This is a genomic window from Paenibacillus naphthalenovorans (assembly GCF_900099895.1).
Taxonomy (GTDB): Bacteria; Bacillota; Bacilli; order Paenibacillales; family NBRC-103111; genus Paenibacillus_G; species Paenibacillus_G naphthalenovorans.
Genome location: NZ_FNDY01000015.1, coordinates 79496 through 95572, shown reverse-complemented (window position 1 = coordinate 95572; position 16077 = coordinate 79496). Strand labels below are relative to the sequence as shown.

Annotated in this window: 18 protein-coding genes and 1 rRNA gene; 4 read left to right on the top strand and 15 right to left on the bottom strand. The window is 54.7% G+C overall.

Going from position 1 to position 16077, the window contains the following annotated elements:
- From BLT35_RS15645 to BLT35_RS27040, 3 genes are all read right to left on the bottom strand, one after another.
- A 16S ribosomal RNA gene (locus tag BLT35_RS15645) occupies positions 1-172 on the bottom strand; the annotation flags it as partial.
- Between the two features lie 548 nt (positions 173-720).
- Entirely contained in the window at positions 721-1029 is a 309-nt protein-coding gene (locus tag BLT35_RS15640) for an XdhC family protein (RefSeq protein ID WP_235594353.1), read from the bottom strand.
- Between the two features lie 23 nt (positions 1030-1052).
- A complete protein-coding gene (locus BLT35_RS27040; protein WP_160327387.1) occupies positions 1053-1208 on the bottom strand; it encodes a hypothetical protein in 156 nt (51 codons plus the stop codon).
- Between the two features lie 392 nt (positions 1209-1600).
- Between BLT35_RS27040 and BLT35_RS15635 the strand changes: the two genes are divergently transcribed.
- Complete coding sequence (locus tag BLT35_RS15635) at positions 1601-1825, top strand: hypothetical protein (RefSeq protein WP_054818689.1); 225 nt, start codon at positions 1601-1603, stop codon at positions 1823-1825.
- 39 nt (positions 1826-1864) lie between these two features.
- On the top strand, positions 1865-2749 hold the full coding sequence (locus tag BLT35_RS15630) for a 5'-3' exonuclease (RefSeq protein ID WP_074728859.1): 885 nt from the start codon (positions 1865-1867) through the stop codon (positions 2747-2749).
- Positions 2750-3095: 346 nt separating this feature from the next.
- On the opposite strand, the gene BLT35_RS27035 is transcribed toward BLT35_RS15630, so the two are convergent.
- Positions 3096-3290, bottom strand: coding sequence for a hypothetical protein (locus BLT35_RS27035; protein ID WP_074728857.1), 195 nt, complete (start codon positions 3288-3290; stop codon positions 3096-3098).
- A 228-nt stretch (positions 3291-3518) separates the two neighbouring features.
- Between BLT35_RS27035 and BLT35_RS15620 the strand changes: the two genes are divergently transcribed.
- Positions 3519-3833, top strand: coding sequence for an MFS transporter (locus BLT35_RS15620; RefSeq protein WP_074728855.1), 315 nt, complete (start codon positions 3519-3521; stop codon positions 3831-3833).
- A 54-nt stretch (positions 3834-3887) separates the two neighbouring features.
- Here BLT35_RS15620 and BLT35_RS15615 read toward each other — a convergent pair whose 3' ends face one another.
- The 3 genes from BLT35_RS15615 to BLT35_RS15605 form a co-directional block, all read right to left on the bottom strand.
- Positions 3888-5072 carry an aminotransferase class I/II-fold pyridoxal phosphate-dependent enzyme gene (locus BLT35_RS15615; RefSeq protein ID WP_074728853.1) on the bottom strand — a complete coding sequence of 395 codons (1185 nt, stop codon included), beginning with the start codon at positions 5070-5072 and terminating at the stop codon, positions 3888-3890.
- Positions 5073-5137: 65 nt separating this feature from the next.
- The gene (locus BLT35_RS15610) at positions 5138-6214 is read right to left on the bottom strand and encodes a site-2 protease family protein (protein ID WP_074728850.1); all 1077 of its coding nucleotides are present in this window, start codon (positions 6212-6214) and stop codon (positions 5138-5140) included.
- Positions 6215-6232: 18 nt separating this feature from the next.
- Positions 6233-6613 (bottom strand): arsenate reductase family protein, encoded by a 381-nt coding sequence (locus tag BLT35_RS15605; protein ID WP_062409423.1) that lies wholly within the window; start codon positions 6611-6613, stop codon positions 6233-6235.
- Between the two features lie 215 nt (positions 6614-6828).
- Here BLT35_RS15605 and BLT35_RS15600 point away from each other — a divergent pair, with 215 nt between their 5' ends.
- Entirely contained in the window at positions 6829-7575 is a 747-nt protein-coding gene (locus BLT35_RS15600; protein ID WP_254777576.1) for a YdcF family protein, read from the top strand.
- A gap of 56 nt (positions 7576-7631) precedes the next feature.
- Here BLT35_RS15600 and BLT35_RS15595 read toward each other — a convergent pair whose 3' ends face one another.
- The 8 genes from BLT35_RS15595 to BLT35_RS15560 are packed head-to-tail and all read right to left on the bottom strand — an operon-like array spanning position 7632 to position 16063.
- Positions 7632-8564, bottom strand: a complete 933-nt coding sequence (locus BLT35_RS15595) for an RluA family pseudouridine synthase (RefSeq protein ID WP_062409424.1) — start codon at positions 8562-8564, stop codon at positions 7632-7634.
- Positions 8561-9127: a cob(I)yrinic acid a,c-diamide adenosyltransferase gene (locus tag BLT35_RS15590; RefSeq protein WP_054818682.1), complete on the bottom strand. Its 567-nt coding sequence runs from the start codon at positions 9125-9127 to the stop codon at positions 8561-8563. Before BLT35_RS15590 ends, BLT35_RS15595 begins: the two co-directional genes overlap by 4 nt.
- Before the next feature lie 3 nt (positions 9128-9130).
- On the bottom strand, positions 9131-11800 hold the full coding sequence (locus BLT35_RS27920) for a cobyric acid synthase (RefSeq protein WP_062409425.1): 2670 nt from the start codon (positions 11798-11800) through the stop codon (positions 9131-9133).
- A 4-nt stretch (positions 11801-11804) separates the two neighbouring features.
- Positions 11805-12623, bottom strand: a complete 819-nt coding sequence (cobS, locus tag BLT35_RS15580) for an adenosylcobinamide-GDP ribazoletransferase (protein WP_254777575.1) — start codon at positions 12621-12623, stop codon at positions 11805-11807.
- Positions 12608-13615 carry an adenosylcobinamide-phosphate synthase CbiB gene (cbiB, locus tag BLT35_RS15575; protein ID WP_062409427.1) on the bottom strand — a complete coding sequence of 336 codons (1008 nt, stop codon included), beginning with the start codon at positions 13613-13615 and terminating at the stop codon, positions 12608-12610. Before cbiB ends, cobS begins: the two co-directional genes overlap by 16 nt.
- 20 nt (positions 13616-13635) lie before the next feature.
- Positions 13636-14202: a bifunctional adenosylcobinamide kinase/adenosylcobinamide-phosphate guanylyltransferase gene (gene cobU / locus BLT35_RS15570; RefSeq protein WP_062409428.1), complete on the bottom strand. Its 567-nt coding sequence runs from the start codon at positions 14200-14202 to the stop codon at positions 13636-13638.
- Positions 14199-15278, bottom strand: a complete 1080-nt coding sequence (gene cobT, locus BLT35_RS15565) for a nicotinate-nucleotide--dimethylbenzimidazole phosphoribosyltransferase (protein WP_074728872.1) — start codon at positions 15276-15278, stop codon at positions 14199-14201. Before cobT ends, cobU begins: the two co-directional genes overlap by 4 nt.
- Positions 15278-16063, bottom strand: a complete 786-nt coding sequence (locus BLT35_RS15560; RefSeq protein ID WP_062409429.1) for an ABC transporter ATP-binding protein — start codon at positions 16061-16063, stop codon at positions 15278-15280. The genes cobT and BLT35_RS15560 overlap by 1 nt, the downstream gene beginning before the upstream one ends.
- Between the last annotated feature and the right edge of the window lie 14 nt (positions 16064-16077).

Sequence of the window (16077 nt, the reverse complement as noted above, 5' to 3'; positions counted from 1 at the left end):
TAGCTACCGTTTCCGGTAGTTATCCCGGTCTTACAGGCAGGTTGCCTACGTGTTACTCACCCGTCCGCCGCTCCAGGAGGTCTCCCCTAAGGGAGAACCCCTGGCGCTCGACTTGCATGTATTAGGCACGCCGCCAGCGTTCGTCCTGAGCCAGGATCAAACTCTCCAATAAAGTTAGAGAGAATTGATTGCTCAATTCGTTACTGACTTGTTTTGAAATCTCTTGACGAGACTTCGCACTCACTCGTTGTTCAGTTTTCAAAGGGCAATTACTTTATGGTTTCACCGATCCGCTTGTCTCATGCGGCCGGAAAATCAATCTACCATAACTCCGTACCGTTTGGCAACTGTTTTTTTATCCAGACTGAGGAACGAATCCTTTCGTCCAGACGCTGATTCAGTTGCAGTATTTTCGGAGTCACGGTTTAATAATTTATCATATTCGATTTCGTTTTGCAAGTCTTTTGTTTTCCATGCTTGGGATCGTCCGCAAGCTCAGAGAAACCGTCTGACTTGTATCCTGTCTGCCTCGCAGCAGCTCAGGATTAGTAATTTATCATACTTACTATCCCGATGCAACAGTTATATTTTCCAACCTAGATATTTGTATCATATTATCCAATGTTTTGGTGCTCGTTCAAAATAAAAAAGCACCGCATAGGTGCTCTGCTCTCGGTTCCGTCGGACGATGCGGCGAATCATGCTCTCCTCCGAGCGCGGCTAAAATGATCCTGGGTGTACGCACACGTCGCTAAGTCCCGAGGCCGTATAATCATTTATATCACTGCATGCAGAGCCTTCGCCCCTTACGGTCACCGGCCTAAGCGTCAAAAGGTTCCGCGATGTCCCTGCCGCCTCACGCAAGAAACCGCCGCTTCTTCTGCGGCGATGTGCCACCAATTCTCCCATGATGCTCAGCGTGATTTCTTCCGGCGTCCCGGCCCCGATATCCAAACCGATGGGGGAAAACAGCCTGTTCAATCTCTCTTGCGTCAATGTCACATCGTCGGACCGGAGGCTCTTTACGATTTTGCGGATGCGGCTTCCCGAGCTTAACCCCCCAAGATAGGCGATGTCTTCATGACTTTTTCCGATACAATAATCTTGCCGTCGTCAATGGCAACCGCCCCATCCTTGTAAATCCGCCTGTCCCGGTCTACAGTGATCACATAATCCGCATGAACAATCAACAACGAAACTTGCTGCAATCTGTTCATCTCCATTCACAATGGCAATCAACCCAAAACAAAAACCGGACTCACCAGAAATCAACATTCATGTTGACTCCGGCTGTCCGGTCGATTCTTTCCAACGTTAAAGTGATTCGGTTATTCGATTTTTCTCCTGTCATTCCAACTGGTGATCTAAGAGATATTAATATAATAAAATCACTAGGAATAATTGTCATTTTTTTGTTTTCATCTGATGAGACGACAGATTTCGTTTTCCGGCCAGCGGATGGAGTGAAGGCTATTCGCCGGTCATGCGGCAGGGCATCCAAACCTGCGCAGCTTCCCAAAAACGCAGCAAAGATACTTTCATAATCCTTAAGAGGAATTACTTATTTCTACGTCGAATATTGTAGATTGAGGTGAAAACAATGTCAGATACCAGAGCTCTTTATTCCGATACGGAACTATTCGCTGCATCATTGTTTCAGTTGAAAGTATCCGTCTGGGAACGTACCGCTGATGATATTCCGGTGAGAGTCGAGGACGGCGGAACCATTGAACGGATTACGCCGATTAGCGTTAAAATAAACGGGACCAACTATGTGCGAAGCGACTGCGAATTTCGAGTTTCCATGAGCGATATTAGATCGTAAGGTTCAGCTTCAATTTAAGATAAAGGATGTGGCGAAAAGATGACAGGACAATCTTTATTATTAATCGACGGATTTAACTTGTTGAGCAGAGCGCATTTTGCCACCTCATATAACCGAACCGATGACCAGTTAAAAAATAGCAAAGGCATGTACACCAATGCATTAAGGGTGTTTTACCAGAAAATATTCAACCTGATCAGGGACCACAGGATTACTCACCTCTCCGTGGTTTGGGACGTGAAAAGGGACGAAACCGCAAGAAGGAAAAAGTATCCGTTTTACAAGGCCACAAGGTTTGAACTCCCCGAACCTTTGATCCATCAGTATGAGACGTGCAAAGCAGCATCGGATGCGATAGGGATTCATCAGATTTCATTGTCGCCTTACGAAGCCGATGACCTGATGGGGGCTCTGTCGAAAAAGTGGTCTGGCGGAGATTGCTACATATACAGCAATGACCATGATTTGTTTCAATTATTGAGTGAAACGACCTCGCAAATTATTGCGGGCAAACAAGGAGAATATGTTTACTCCCTGAGCCATTTTCAAGCGGATTATGGAATCGCTCCTGAACAATGGGTAGATGTCAAAGCGCTGCTTGGCGACAGCAGCGACAATATTCCCGGTTGCCCGGGGATTGGCGAAAAATCTGCTCTGCCGCTGATTCAGCATTATGGATCGCTGGAGCGGATCTATGAAAATATCGAGCAACTGGAGCCCGGCCTGTCCCGGCTTAAAAAGAAATTGATTCAAGGCAAGGAAACCGCTCTTTTAAGCAGGGAGCTGTCGCAAATCACCTGCGATATTGCAGAGCTTGATCCGTTGTTGATGGATGATCTGAAAGTAAGCATACGTAAAGATGTCCTTGGCGAATGGCTGAAGCAAATGGAACTGAAAATCAGAATAGATTCGTATGGCGCTTAGTAGCGCCCGGGCTTTGGGAATAAACAAGAGCTGTCCGCCGGCCATTTTCATGGCGACAGCCCCGCAGCTCTTATTGTTTAATCGACCATTCGTTTACATCATAATGCATGCCGTAGATGGTGCAGTCTCGCCCTTCGATGGCTTTATCAGCGCAATCAGAATTTTTTTCGGAGTAGAGTGACAAGCGGAACATCTTCCTGAATCAGGTTTTGCAGCTCTTTATATATGACAAACCGTTTGTCCTTATCGATTTCCTTCATGCCAAGCGCTATGTCGGCAACAATACCGGGCTGGCGATCGGAGCGTGCTTGGGAGGTTTGATCGCCTCGATTTCGTTTCCGTTGACTTATGCCGTAACGTCAATGTCGACATTCGCTTTGCAGTGTTCCTGTTCTTCTTCATGACATTCTCCGCGCAGGATGAGATTCCTGCGGAAAACGCTGCGGCGGCGCATGCCAAAAGTGAAAGCCCGCTGCGTGATTTGACCCGTTTCCACATATATTTGTTCTTGGACTCGGCGCGTTGTTTTATTATATGTCATTTACGTTCTGGAGCAACGTCATCGCGCCTTATTTAACGGAGCAAGGATATCCCTTGGCCATGTACAGTTTATTGTGGACCGTAAACGGAATTGTCATTTTCGCCGGACAGCCGGTAACCACCCTGATCAAATCCACGATGGCCAGGTCGCTGGTCGCCCAAATGGTGGCCAGTGCGGTCTGTTATACGTTGGGGCTGGGCTTCATTTTAATTTTTTCACGAGACCTACGTGTTTCTGGTTTTCGGCATGATCGTGTGCACGATCGGAGAAATGCTGCTGCTTCCTGCGATTCCGACCTTTTCCTCCGAACGCACGGGCAAATCCGCGCCTTTCTATATGGGGTTGTCCGGCGGTTTCGGCAATGTGGGCAGAATGACCGGACCTACCATCTGCGGCAATGTGTATGATCATTGGGGCGTCCTGCCGGTGATTGTGATCGGGACCCTCACTTCAGCCGTTTCGCTATTGTTCTTTTTGATGCACGCTTCGCTGCACAAACAAAGTAAGGAAAACGTCAGCAAAGGGCAAGTCGCGACCTATTGATTCCATACCGTTAAGAAAAAAATCCCTTGCCGGAACGAACCGGCAAGGAATCGCCTATGTCAAACCTCTTGTTTTTAAAAAATGTCCGATCCGGCGAACAGCCTCGATCAGCCGCTCCTCTTCTTGAACCAAGGCTATGCGTACATAACCTTCTCCTTCTTTGCCGAACGCATCGCCCGGAATGACCGCAACACCGGCCGAATACAGAATTTCCCGGGAAATTTGTCGAGAAGTCCATCCGTCGGGAATCCGTGCCCAAATGAACATGGTCGCTTTCGGTCTGGCAATATCCCAGCCTGCCTCGCGCAAACCGTCAATGACGATGTCTCTCCGTTTCTCATACATTTCCGCAACCGAACGTCTATCCGGGCTCATGTCCTCCTCCAAAGCGGCAATGCCCGCTTGCTGCACCGCCAAAAACACGCCATAATCGATATTCGATTTCAGCACGCGCAGCGCCCGAACCGTATCGGACTGTCCGACCATGAATGCAATGCGGCATCCGGCCATATTAAAGCTTTTGGATAGGGAATGGAACTCCACGGCCACGTCTTTCGCGCCCTCGACTTCCAGAATGCTGGGCGGTCTGAATCCGTCAAAAGCCATCTCGGAATAAGCCAGATCCTGGACAATCAGCAGATCGTGCTTTTTGGCGTAATCTACCAGCCGTTCAAAGAACGGGAGCGTTGCAACGGCAGACAACGGATTGCTCGGGTAATTCAGCAGCATAAATTTGGCCTTCTTTGCCGTTTCCTCAGGGATATCCTCCAATTTGGGGAGGAAGCCGTTCTTTTCACGAAGCGGCATAAAGCAAGGCTGTACGCCGGCCAATACCAGGCTCGCCCCATAAATGGGGTAACCCGGATCGGGAACCAGCACGGTATCTCCCGGATCGGTCACCGCCATGGCAAGATGGGCGAGGCCGTCCTGCGAGCCCATAAGGGTGACGATCTCGCTTTCCGGATCCAGCGTCACGTTGAAGCGGTGTTTGTACCATTGCGCAACCTTCCGCCTGAACTCGGGGCTTCCTTCCGATGTCGGGTACCCATAAAGCTTAGGGTCTGCCACAGCATCCGCAAGCGCCTGCATCACCCTTGCCGAAGGAGGACGATCCGGACTTCCGATGCCCAAGTCGATCACATCGACGCCGCGGGCTGCCACCTCTTTTTTCCACTGTGCCACTTCAGAAAAAATAGCCGAACCCAGTTCGGCCAAACGTTTCGATTCCAGTCGTTTCATACGGAAAACCTCTTTTGGTATAAGAATAGATCTTAACATGTTAGCCTCGATCAAGCAAATGACCTTTAAACCGTCAAGCCGGAAACCCGATGCACAAGCGACATCATGGCGATCAGAAACGCGGCAAGCAGCACATATGCAATACCGAATTTCCAACGGGAAGCGGCGGGCACTTCGTAATATTTGTCATTTTCATAATGTGTGTAATCGATCCGGCAGTGAATCATCAGATGCAGCCCGTCTTCCTTCTGAAGATGCTCCAGCCGCGTCACGTACGCCCTCTGGATGATGCCTTGGCTCATCATCGGCACCGTGCCTTGAAAATCAAGGCTGTCCCAAAGCACCTTCACGTACTGCTGCCCATCCTCCAGACTGGAATACGTGATGAAAGGAAGTTCCCTTTTGTGCTCCGTTCCGGGAATGATGTATCCCTGGGCAATTAACGGCTCTGCCGGAACGGAAAAGCTCGCGGTCACCATGCGCTCCTCGCCCCGGTTGCGGTTTTTGACATACTTTTTGTAAAGGTCGTAGGCGAACATCGCCCAGATGATGAAAAATAAAATCGAACGCAAATAGATGATAATGACCAATCCGCCGATCAATCCGACCAGCCAAAGCCAACGGGTAACGGCCGTGGCGATGCGTCCTCCGTCTAACGGATGGATCGGCAGCAAGTTGATCAGATTCAGGAAAAACCCGACGTAGGCCACAGTATAGAGCAGCGGATGATCCAGCGCATAAGCCGCTCCAAACACGGCAACAGCCCCGAGCGTCCCGAGCGCCGGACCGCCAATCGCTACATAAGCCTCCGTCTCCGCATCTCTCGGGTGTCTTTTCATATTGATCAATGCGCCGAGAAAAGGAATAAATACGGGGGCCGTCACCGGTAAGCCTTTGCGCTTGGCGGCCCATACATGACCCAACTCGTGGACAAGGAGCAAAAGCACCACGCCTATGGCAAAGCCCCAAGGGTAGATCAAAGCATAGGCTCCAACAGAGATGAACATAGAAACCAACGCCCCGCCGGCTTTACCGAATTTCAGCAGCGTAAGCAGGCCTTTGCCTTTGGTCAGAAGGAACGCCGCCGCGGCCCCGATATACCACAGCCAATTACCTTTGTTTTTATTACGACTGGGCTGCAATCCTCGATCACCCTCCTTTTATGCTTCCGCCCGGCCCCACACCTCGGCATACATTTCCGGTTTGAACCCGACCGTTACTTTGGAACCGTCGGTCACTACCGGGCGCTTGATCAGCTTGCCGTTGGACGCCAGCAGCGCGATCTTCTCCTCGTCGCTCATGGAGGGAAGCTTGTCTTTCAGCTGCATTTCCTTGTAGACTTCTCCCGATACGTTGAACCACTTCTTGATCTCCAGGCCGCTTAAAGGAATCATTTCCTGCAGTTGCGATACGGTCGGAGGCCGCTCTACGATGTGAACGGCTTCCACATCCCATCCTTGCTCCTTCAGCCACTTTAATGCGTTGCGGCATGTGCCGCATTGCGGATATTGATATACGGTTAACTTGTGCTTGCTGCTCATCTGCTCCATCCTCGTCCCATGGTATAGATTTTCTTTACTTTACATTATACCGATGTTGGCAGCCCGCCTGCAAATCAGCGGCGGCAAGCCCGTAGTTGAAATCAGACGACGCAATACCGATAATGGAAAAGAATACCGCAACTTTCCCGGATTCATTATCTGCGTCCTGCCCGGTTATTCAGCCGTTCTTACGAATTTCCAAAAGGAGATACGACATGATTATTTATTTTATCAAACAGGTTTACAGCCTGCTCATTCCGCCCGGCATCTTTGTGCTTTTATTAGGGCTTGCCGCATTATGGCTGTATTATCGCTGCGGCCGCAGATCGTGGCTTATTCCATTGGCCCTCGCTTTCCTGCTGTACTTGTCATCGATCCCGCTGACCGGCGAAGCGGCCCTTCGGTCGCTGGAAGATCGCTATGCCCCGCCCGCATCCATAGAAGGGGACGCCTACGTTGTACTCACCGGAGGAGCCATCGCAGGAACCCCGGACATCGACGGTACAGGACATCTGAACGGCTACACTCTGCATCGGGTCGTATCGGCTGCGGAGCTGTACGCCCGGCATCCGCTGCCGGTTCTCATTTCCGGCGGCCAAGTGTTCGCCGATACCCCTAACGAAGGTCAGCTGGCAAAGCGCAAGCTGATCGCCTTGGGCGTGCCCGAACAGGCCATCCTGCTGGAGGATCGGAGCCGAACGACGCAGGAAAATGCCCGGAACGCCAAAGAGCTTCTGGAACGGCAGGGATTGACCCGCCCTGTACTGATCACCTCCGCTTTTCACATGTCAAGGTCCATCAAACACTTTAAGGAGCAGCAGGTGGAGGTTATTCCTTACCCGGTTAACTATCTGGCAGGCAATACCGGCGGCGGGTTATCGGGCCGGTTATTCGTACCGTCCTCTGCCGCAATGAATCAATTGCAATTAGTGGTGAAAGAGTACTTGGGCATGCTGCAGTAGCTTTTGCGGTACGCAAAAAACCGCCGGTTCTTTACGAAGAACGGCGGTTTTGGGCTTTATTCGTTTGATTCCAGTCTATCCAGGCACTGCTGTATGTCCGACGGCAGCGGAGCGTGAAATTCCATCCATTTACGGGATATCGGATGGGTTAACCCGAGCACAGCGGCATGCAGCGCATGACGGCCGATGAAGACAGACGTTGACGGTTCCTCCGATTCTTCCAACCCATAGAGCTTATCACCAAAGAGCGGGTGTCCCAGATGCTTCATATGAACGCGGATCTGATGGGTACGGCCTGTCTCCAGCCATAGACGAACCCACGTCGCATTCCGGAAGCGGCGCTCTACGCGATAGTGCGTTACAGACGGGTAACCGGTGTCGGTGACGATACGAAGATGCGGCGACAGCGGGTCGCGATCGATCGGCGCATCGACGGTTCCTTCATCGAGCGCCAGCACACCATGCACCAAGGCGACATACTCTTTTTTCAACCCGGTGGTCTGCATTTGTTCGGAAATTTGCTGGTGTACATACGCGTTTTTGGCAACGGCCAGCACCCCCGACGTTTCCTGGTCGAGACGGTGAACGGGACGGAAACGGAACCTTTCCCCTTTTTCCAACCAATAGTGAACCACGCCGTTGGCCAGCGTTTCCGTGTAATGTCCGTGCGTCGGATGAACGATTCGGCCGGCCTCTTTGTTCAGCACCAGTAGCTCCTCGTCCTCATAAAGTATGTCGAGCGGGATCGGTTGGGGTAATATGTCATCTGACGTTTCCACTTCCATGCGGGCTTCCACCCTGTCGCCCGCCCGTACTTTGACGTCGATATACCTGCGCTCTCCGTTGAGCAGAATGCCCTGCTCCGTCATCTTCAGCCGGGACAACAGCTTGCGGGAAATCCCCATCCTTTGCTGCAAAACCGTCCGGAGCAACATGCCGTCATCCTCCGGCGGCACGATGTACTGAAGAGGTTTGTAATAGCTTGTCATTTTCGGCGGAACACCTTGGCGCTGCGCGCATATTCCACATCGGGAATCCCTGCGCGGCTGTTGGCCGCCCGGGCCACGGTAAAGAACAAATCCGACAATCGGTTCAAATAGCGGCGCACTTCTTCATTGATTGGCTGTGTACGGGCCAGCGTCACCACCCGGCGCTCTGCCCTGCGGCAGACGGTCCGGCATACATGCAGCGCGGAGGAAGCCCGGCTTCCCCCGGGCAGAATAAACCGCTGAATCTCCGGGGCCTCCGCATCGTACTTGTCGATCCATGTCTCCAGACGGTCCACCATCTCCGCCGTCACCTTATAAGGACGCAGCTCCTGCTTGAGCAGAGCCAAATCCGAGCCGCAGTCGAACAGCTCATGCTGAATTTCAAGCAAATCGGCAAGCAAATCCTGATCCCGCTCCGGGTCAAGGAAACCCATCGCCTGTCCGACAAAGCAGTTCAGCTCATCGACCGTACCGTAAGCCTCCACCCTTGCGTCATCTTTATCCACGCGTCCTCCGATCACGCCAGTTTGACCCGCATCGCCCGTCCTCGTATATATTCTCATCCGCTATCCCTCCTTGCGATCTATCATCTCATACAACCGGTCCATATCCAAGTGCTGCCTTACATGCGCTGCCAGCCTGTCAAATGCGGCTTCACGACGCTCCTGAAAGCGAAGCTCCGCCGGCACCGGCTCCAGCCCTTTACTTTCACGAATCCGGTTTAACCAGGCCCTGCGGAAATCGTCATTATGCAAAATACCGTGCACATACGTGCCGAATCGGCGGCCGTCTCCGTTCACGACCCCATCCGCGGCAGGCTCCGTATCATCAGCGGCCGGCAGCAGCAAAAAAGGATGCTCGACCGGTTCAAGAAATGAAGTTTGGCCCATATGTATTTCGTAACCCGTAATAGGAAACCGCTGTCCCTGCCGGGCGTACAGACCCGTTGTTCCTTGAGCTTGCACCGTTCTCTTCTCCCGGGCAAAGACGGTTTCCGTCGGAAACAGGCCCAGTCCCCTCAGCTCCGGCTGATTCGATTCCACCAGTTCCGGATCCAGCAGCCTGCAGCCGAGCATCTGATAGCCTGCGCAAATGCCGACGATCCACCCGCCGTTCTCGGCAAAATCCACCAGCTTCCGTTCCAGTCCCCCGTTTCGCAAATAAAGAAGGTCGTCGACCGTGTTTTTGCTTCCCGGCACGATCACCGCATCCGGTTCGCCGAACTGTTCCGGCGTCTCCACGAACCGCAAGCGAACGTCCCTCTCGTACTCCAGCGGATCTACATCCGTGAAATTGGATATGCGCGGCAGGCGAAGCACCGCAATGTCCAGCATGCCGGGCTGCTTCTCCCCGATCTGACGTTCCGCCAGCCTCCGGTCCAATGATGCGGAATCTTCATCTTCAAGTTCAAGCTGGTGCAGATAAGGAATCACGCCCAACACGGGCTTCCCCGTCCGTCGCTCAAGCCAATCCAGTCCGGGCTTCAGCAGGCTAATATCCCCGCGGAATTTATTGATGATAAATCCTTTGACACGCGATCTTTCTTCCGGAGTGAAGATCTCGAGCGTGCCTACAATCGAAGCGAATACCCCTCCGCGGTCGATATCCGCCACCAGGAGCACAGGCGCATCCGCCCAGCCCGCCAGCCGCATGTTGACGATATCGCGGTTTTTCAGATTGATCTCGGCGGGGCTTCCCGCCCCCTCAATGAGGACAACGTCGAAATCCCTGCGCAGCCGGGTCAGCGCTTCCTTTACAACCCTTTCCGCCTCAGGCAGGTATTTTTCCCGGTACGTCCTGGCGTCAAGATCGCGGAAAGGCTTGCCGTGCACGACGACTTGGGAGATCATGTCCTTTTTCGGCTTCAACAGGATCGGATTCATATCCGTCGTCGCGGGAATGCGGCAGGCATCGGCCTGCATCCCCTGCGCCCTGCCGATTTCTTTGCCATCCGGCGTGACGTAGGAGTTCAGCGACATGTTTTGCGATTTAAACGGCGCGACGCGCCAGCCATCCTGCAGCAGGATACGGCACAGCGCAGCCGTCAGCAGGCTTTTGCCCGCATCCGAAGACGTACCTTGGATCATGAGTGTAGGAGCAAGCCCGCGATCAGGAGTTCCCACCGCGGCAGGCACAGCATCCTCGGTCTCCGCCGAGCCCTGCAGAACGCTCAAAGCTTCGGTTAAACCGGCCAACAGCTTTTCGTTTTGTTCCCTCAGCTTGACCGCTACTCTGCACCAGGTTTCGTCCAATCCGGCAAAAAGCGACGCATCGCGCACCAGAATCCCTCTTCGTCCCATCTCGGCTTGAAGCGCCTGAACCGTAAGGCCAAGCGGCCGAAGCGAGAAGAGAATAAAATTGGCGTCGCTGTCAATCACCCGGAGCCCCAGTTTCCGGAGTTTTCCGGTAAGAACCTCCCGCTCTTCCTTCAGCCATTCCAGCGTGCGCACCGCGTATTCCCGCTCCTCCAGCACACTGCTGCCGATCCACTGCGCCAAAGCATTCACGCTCCACGGCACCTGCAGCCGCTTCATCAGGCGAATCCGTTCGGGATTCGCTACAATATAGCCGAGCCGGATACCGGGGATCGAATAAAATTTGGTCATGGAACGAATGACCATCAGGCTGGAGCTCTCTGCTGCCGTACGCGTCAGCGTAAGCTCCTCCTCGCGGGGACTAAAGTCAAGAAACGCTTCATCAATAATGGCCGGAATGCCGCCTGCCGCCAGCCAGGACACGATTTCCCCAGGCAGCAGCCGCCCCGTAGGGTTGTTCGGATGCCCCAGAAACAGCAAGTCGCACAGGCTTGCCGCCTCTTTTACATCGGAAAGCTTAAGCTCATATCCCGATGCCTCGGAGAGCGGAATATCGTACACCCGCCCGCCGATTTTTGCCACAGCTTCTTCATATTCTCCAAAAGACGGCCTCGCGAGCCCTGTCAGGCCGGGACGCAGCACCCGTACGGCCAGATCGATCAGCTCCGCCGCCCCGTTGCCCACCAGAATGCAGTCCTCGTCCACCTTATGCTTTGCCGCCAGCTTGCGCGTCAGCTCTCTCACAGCCGGATCGGGATAGTTCACGACTTCCTTCCACCTGCTGCTGAAGATGAATCCCACCGTTTCCGGAGGCCCAAGCGGATTCATGTTCGAGCTGAAATCGAGAAACTGATCCTTGGGCATCCCAAAGGTTTCCGCCGCCGTCCATAAATCACCGCCGTGTCCGTATCGCTCCAGCATCCATTCATTCCCCCTGTCCCGTCATCAACACAAGCAAAAGAAGCAGCAGCACCTCCAGCAGCTCGTTCATAGCCCCATAGGTATCTCCGGTCAAACCGCCCAGCTTGCGATGAATGTACTCGCTCATCAGATAACCGCCGCCAAGAGTCAATCCCGCAAATGCCAGCATAGGCCACAGCCCCCCTGCCAAGTGCAGACCCAGCGCCCGTGCGGTCAGGAACACAGCTGCGGATAATAGTGCAGCCAGCGCACTATGGGCCGCAATGTGCTTCCATCCGACGCCGCGGTAAAAACTCCCCATACCGCCGCCTTTTTCCTGCCTCGCATAGGGCCAGCCGGCAATCGCAACCACCATATACCACCGGCTCCACAGCAAAACCATCGGCAGCAGCAGCCAGCTCAGCGTCCCGGTACGAAAAAGCTCCTGCAGCAAAGACCATTTCAGAAGCAGCACCAGCGCGCATACTACGACGCCCATAGCGCCGACCCGGCTGTCCTTCATGATCTCCAGCATCCGCTCGCGCGAACGGTGGCTCAATATGCCGTCCGCCATATCCATCAGGCCGTCCAGATGCAGCGCTCCGGTCAGCAGCACCCAGGCCGAAAGCAGCAGCGCGGCGGCGGGAAGCGGAGGCAAAGCCATATACAGCAGCTTCCCCGCACCCATCAGAAGAACTCCGAGCACCAAGCCGACCAAAGGATAAAAAACGACGCTTCGGCGAAACAAAGCGTCATTGTAATCAAGCTTCACCGGCACGGGAAGACGGGTCAGAAATTGAAAAGCAGCCGCACAGGCCGACCCCCACGTTATCCATAAAGCCAAAAAAGCCCGCACAGCAATCCCCCCGCAACCAGATAACTGACACCGTACAATATCCCGACGGTTCGACGGATGTCCTCTCGCTCCCGTTCTCTGAGCGGCCACCCCATCCGTGCCCGCTCACTCGTGCGGCCGTGGTAAACGTTCACTCCGCCAAGCTCGATACCCAGTGCTCCGGCGACGGCCGATTCCGGAATGCCGCTGTTCGGACTCGGGTGAAGCCGGGCAAAGCGTACAATCGAACGCGCGGCTCTTCCTGCACGAAGCCCGGGGCTGAACCACGCAGCCATCACGATCAGCAGACCCGCCAGCCTTGCGGGAATCCAGTTCATCACATCGTCCCAGCGGGCCGAAGCCCATCCGAAATGAATATATTTTTCATTCTTGTAGCCCACCATCGAGTCGAGCGTATTGGAAGCGCGGTACAGCATCGCCAATGGAGCGCCTCCCGCCAAGGCATAGCAAACCGGAGAAATAAACGCATCCACAATGTTCTCGGCTACGGTCTCGACCGCGGCCCGCGTAATTTCAGGCTCGTCGAGCTGTGAAGTGTTCCTTCCGACAATGAAGCCGACCTGCTCTCTTGCCTCATCGATACGTCCTTCGCTTAAAGGTTTATATACCGCCATCGCCGCGTCCTTCAGCCCCTTGACGGCGATCGTAGTCGAGATAAACCAGGTGCTGGCGGCATAACCAACCCATAGATGTACTTGATCCGCCAGCCATACCATAAGCCAAATGCTTCCGGCAGACAGACCGATCGTCAAGAAGGCCAGTACCGCTCCGCACAAACGGGCACGGCGCGCCTCTGCGGCCGATTCGCTCTCCTGTTTCACCGGAATCGGATACAGGCGGTTTTCCAAATATGCAATCAACCGCCCGATCCAAACAACCGGGTGTGTCAACCAACGCCATGCGGGGTCCCCGATGACCCAGTCGATCACTATCGCCGCAAGCACCATCCACATCAACTCTTGCAAACTATAAAACAGCAAGTCCGTTCCTCCGCACCGTACTAAAAGTGAAACGCCCGGCTTTTCAGTTCCACCGGAATTCCCGCCGTGACCAGAAACACTTGGTCGGCTATGCGGGCCAGCCGCTGATTCATTCGCCCGGACAGATCCCGAAACACCCGACCGAGCTTATATTCAGGCACCAGACCGCTGCCTACCTCATTGGTAACCAGAACGACCGGACGGTCGAGCGAACCGAATACCTCCGCCAGCTCGTCAATTTTGGCCTCAAGCCCGTCCAACCGCCCGGTCTCCGGCTCTTGTTCCAGCCTCAGCAGCCAATTGGACAGCCACAGCGTCAGGCAATCGACAAGCACGACGGGCGATTCCGCCCTAAGAAGCGCCCCGGCGAGATCATACGGCTCCTCCGCCGTAATCCACGGAAACCCTCGTTCATCCCGTTCCCGGCGGTGCATCGCGATGCGTTCCTTCATTTCATCGTCATAGGCTTGCGACGTGGCGATGTAAAGACCTTGTGCGCCAAGTGTTGCCGCATAGCTTTCCGCAAAAGAGCTCTTCCCGCTGCGGGCCCCGCCCGTTACAAGCACCTTCAGTCCCCGCCGGCTCATCCTTGCAGCTGCTCCGCAGGAAGCGCACCGGAAACACCCGCATTGGCGAAGGTCGCCATTTCTTTCATGATCTTGACCGCAGCCTCAATCAGCGGAAAAGCAAGGACGGCGCCCGTACCCTCGCCAAGCCGCATGTCCATCACAAGCATCGGTGTCAGTCCGATTTCTTCGAGCAGACGCGCGTGTCCCTGTTCCTGCGAAAGGTGCGAGGCGATCATATACCGTACGCTGAGCGGTGCCAATCGGGCTGCGACCAAAGCGGCAGCCGAGGATATGAACCCGTCGATGACGACCGGACAGCGGTGCTTGGCCGCCCCCAGGATGACGCCGGCCAAGCCGGCGATCTCAAGCCCCCCCACTTTGGACAGCACGTCCATCGGATCGGCCGCATCCGGACGATTGAGCTCGATCGCTTGGCGAATTACAGCCTGCTTGTGCCGCAGGCGCTCTTCGTCGATTCCGGTGCCTCGCCCTGCGGCTTCGGCCGCATCCGTACCCCCAAGTACGGTCAAGATGGCCGAGCTGGCCGTCGTGTTGCCGATGCCCATATCTCCGGTGGCGATCAAGCCGTAGCCATCCCGCACCAATTCAGCGGCTATCTCCGCACCGACCAGAACCGCTTCCTCCGCTTCCTCCCGCGTCATCGCGGGCCCCTTAGCCATATTGGCCGTGCCCATGCGAATTTTATGAGACCTCAGCCGTGAATCGGAAAGCTCCGCGTTCACACCAATATCGACACACAGAACGTCGGCTCCGGCGTGGCGCGAAAGCACGTTCACCGCCGCGCCCCCATTCAGAAAGTTAAGCACCATCTGCGGCGTGACTTCGGCCGGATAGGCGCTGACGCCTTCTTCGCATACGCCGTGATCCGCAGCCATGACGACGACCGCCTTTTTCCCCAGATCCGGTATCGGCTCCCCGCGGATTCCCGCAAGCTGCTTGGCCACCTCCTCCAGTCTGCCCAAGCTTCCCGGCGGCTTGGTCAGCTGATCGAGATGACGCGCCGCCTCCTCTATACTCCGTTTATCCAAAGGGGCGACACCCGCAATGATTTGTTCCAATCGGTTATTGCTCATCATCTTGTTCCCTTTCCCAGTAAGATTTGCGGAACACCGCTGTCCGGATGCGCAAGAATGTGAGGCCGCGTTCCGTACACCTGCTCCAGCAGATCGGCACGAAGCACCTCTTCAGCCGTACCGATTCCCGCCGTCGCTCCTTCATGCAGCAGAAGGAGACGGTCGCAGTATTGAGCGGCCAAATTCAGATCGTGCAGCACCGAAATGACCGTCATCCCCCATTCCTGCTGCCATTCGCGAACCATATCCATCATTTCAACCTGGTACCCGATATCCAGAAATGTTGTCGGTTCATCCAGCAGCAGCAGCTTGGGCTCTTGCGCCATTGCTTTCCCCAAGGCTACACGCTGACGTTCACCGCCGCTCAAATGATCGATGGTTCGCTCCCGCAGGGAGTCCAGCTTCAGCCAAGCGATAATCCGCTCTACCAGCGCAGCGGCATCCGCCGTTTCGTCTCCCAGCCAGTTTTGATACGGGTAGCGTCCCATTTCGATCACCTCCTGCACCGTGAAGCCGAGCGGCGGCAGCGCATCCTGCTCCAGCACCGCGATCTGCCGCGCCAAGGCTTTCCTTGAGCAGGATGCCACGGGCTTGCCATCCAGCCGCACATTTCCCGCAGTCGCCGGCTCCAGGCCGGTAATCAGATGAAGCAGCGTCGATTTCCCGCTTCCGTTGGGTCCCAGAATACCGAACCATTCACCGGGCTTCACCCGAAAGCGGACTCCCCGGAGCACCTCCCGCGCTCCGAATGCCTTGGACACCTCTTCCACATCTACTTGAATCATCGCGCCGGCCTCCT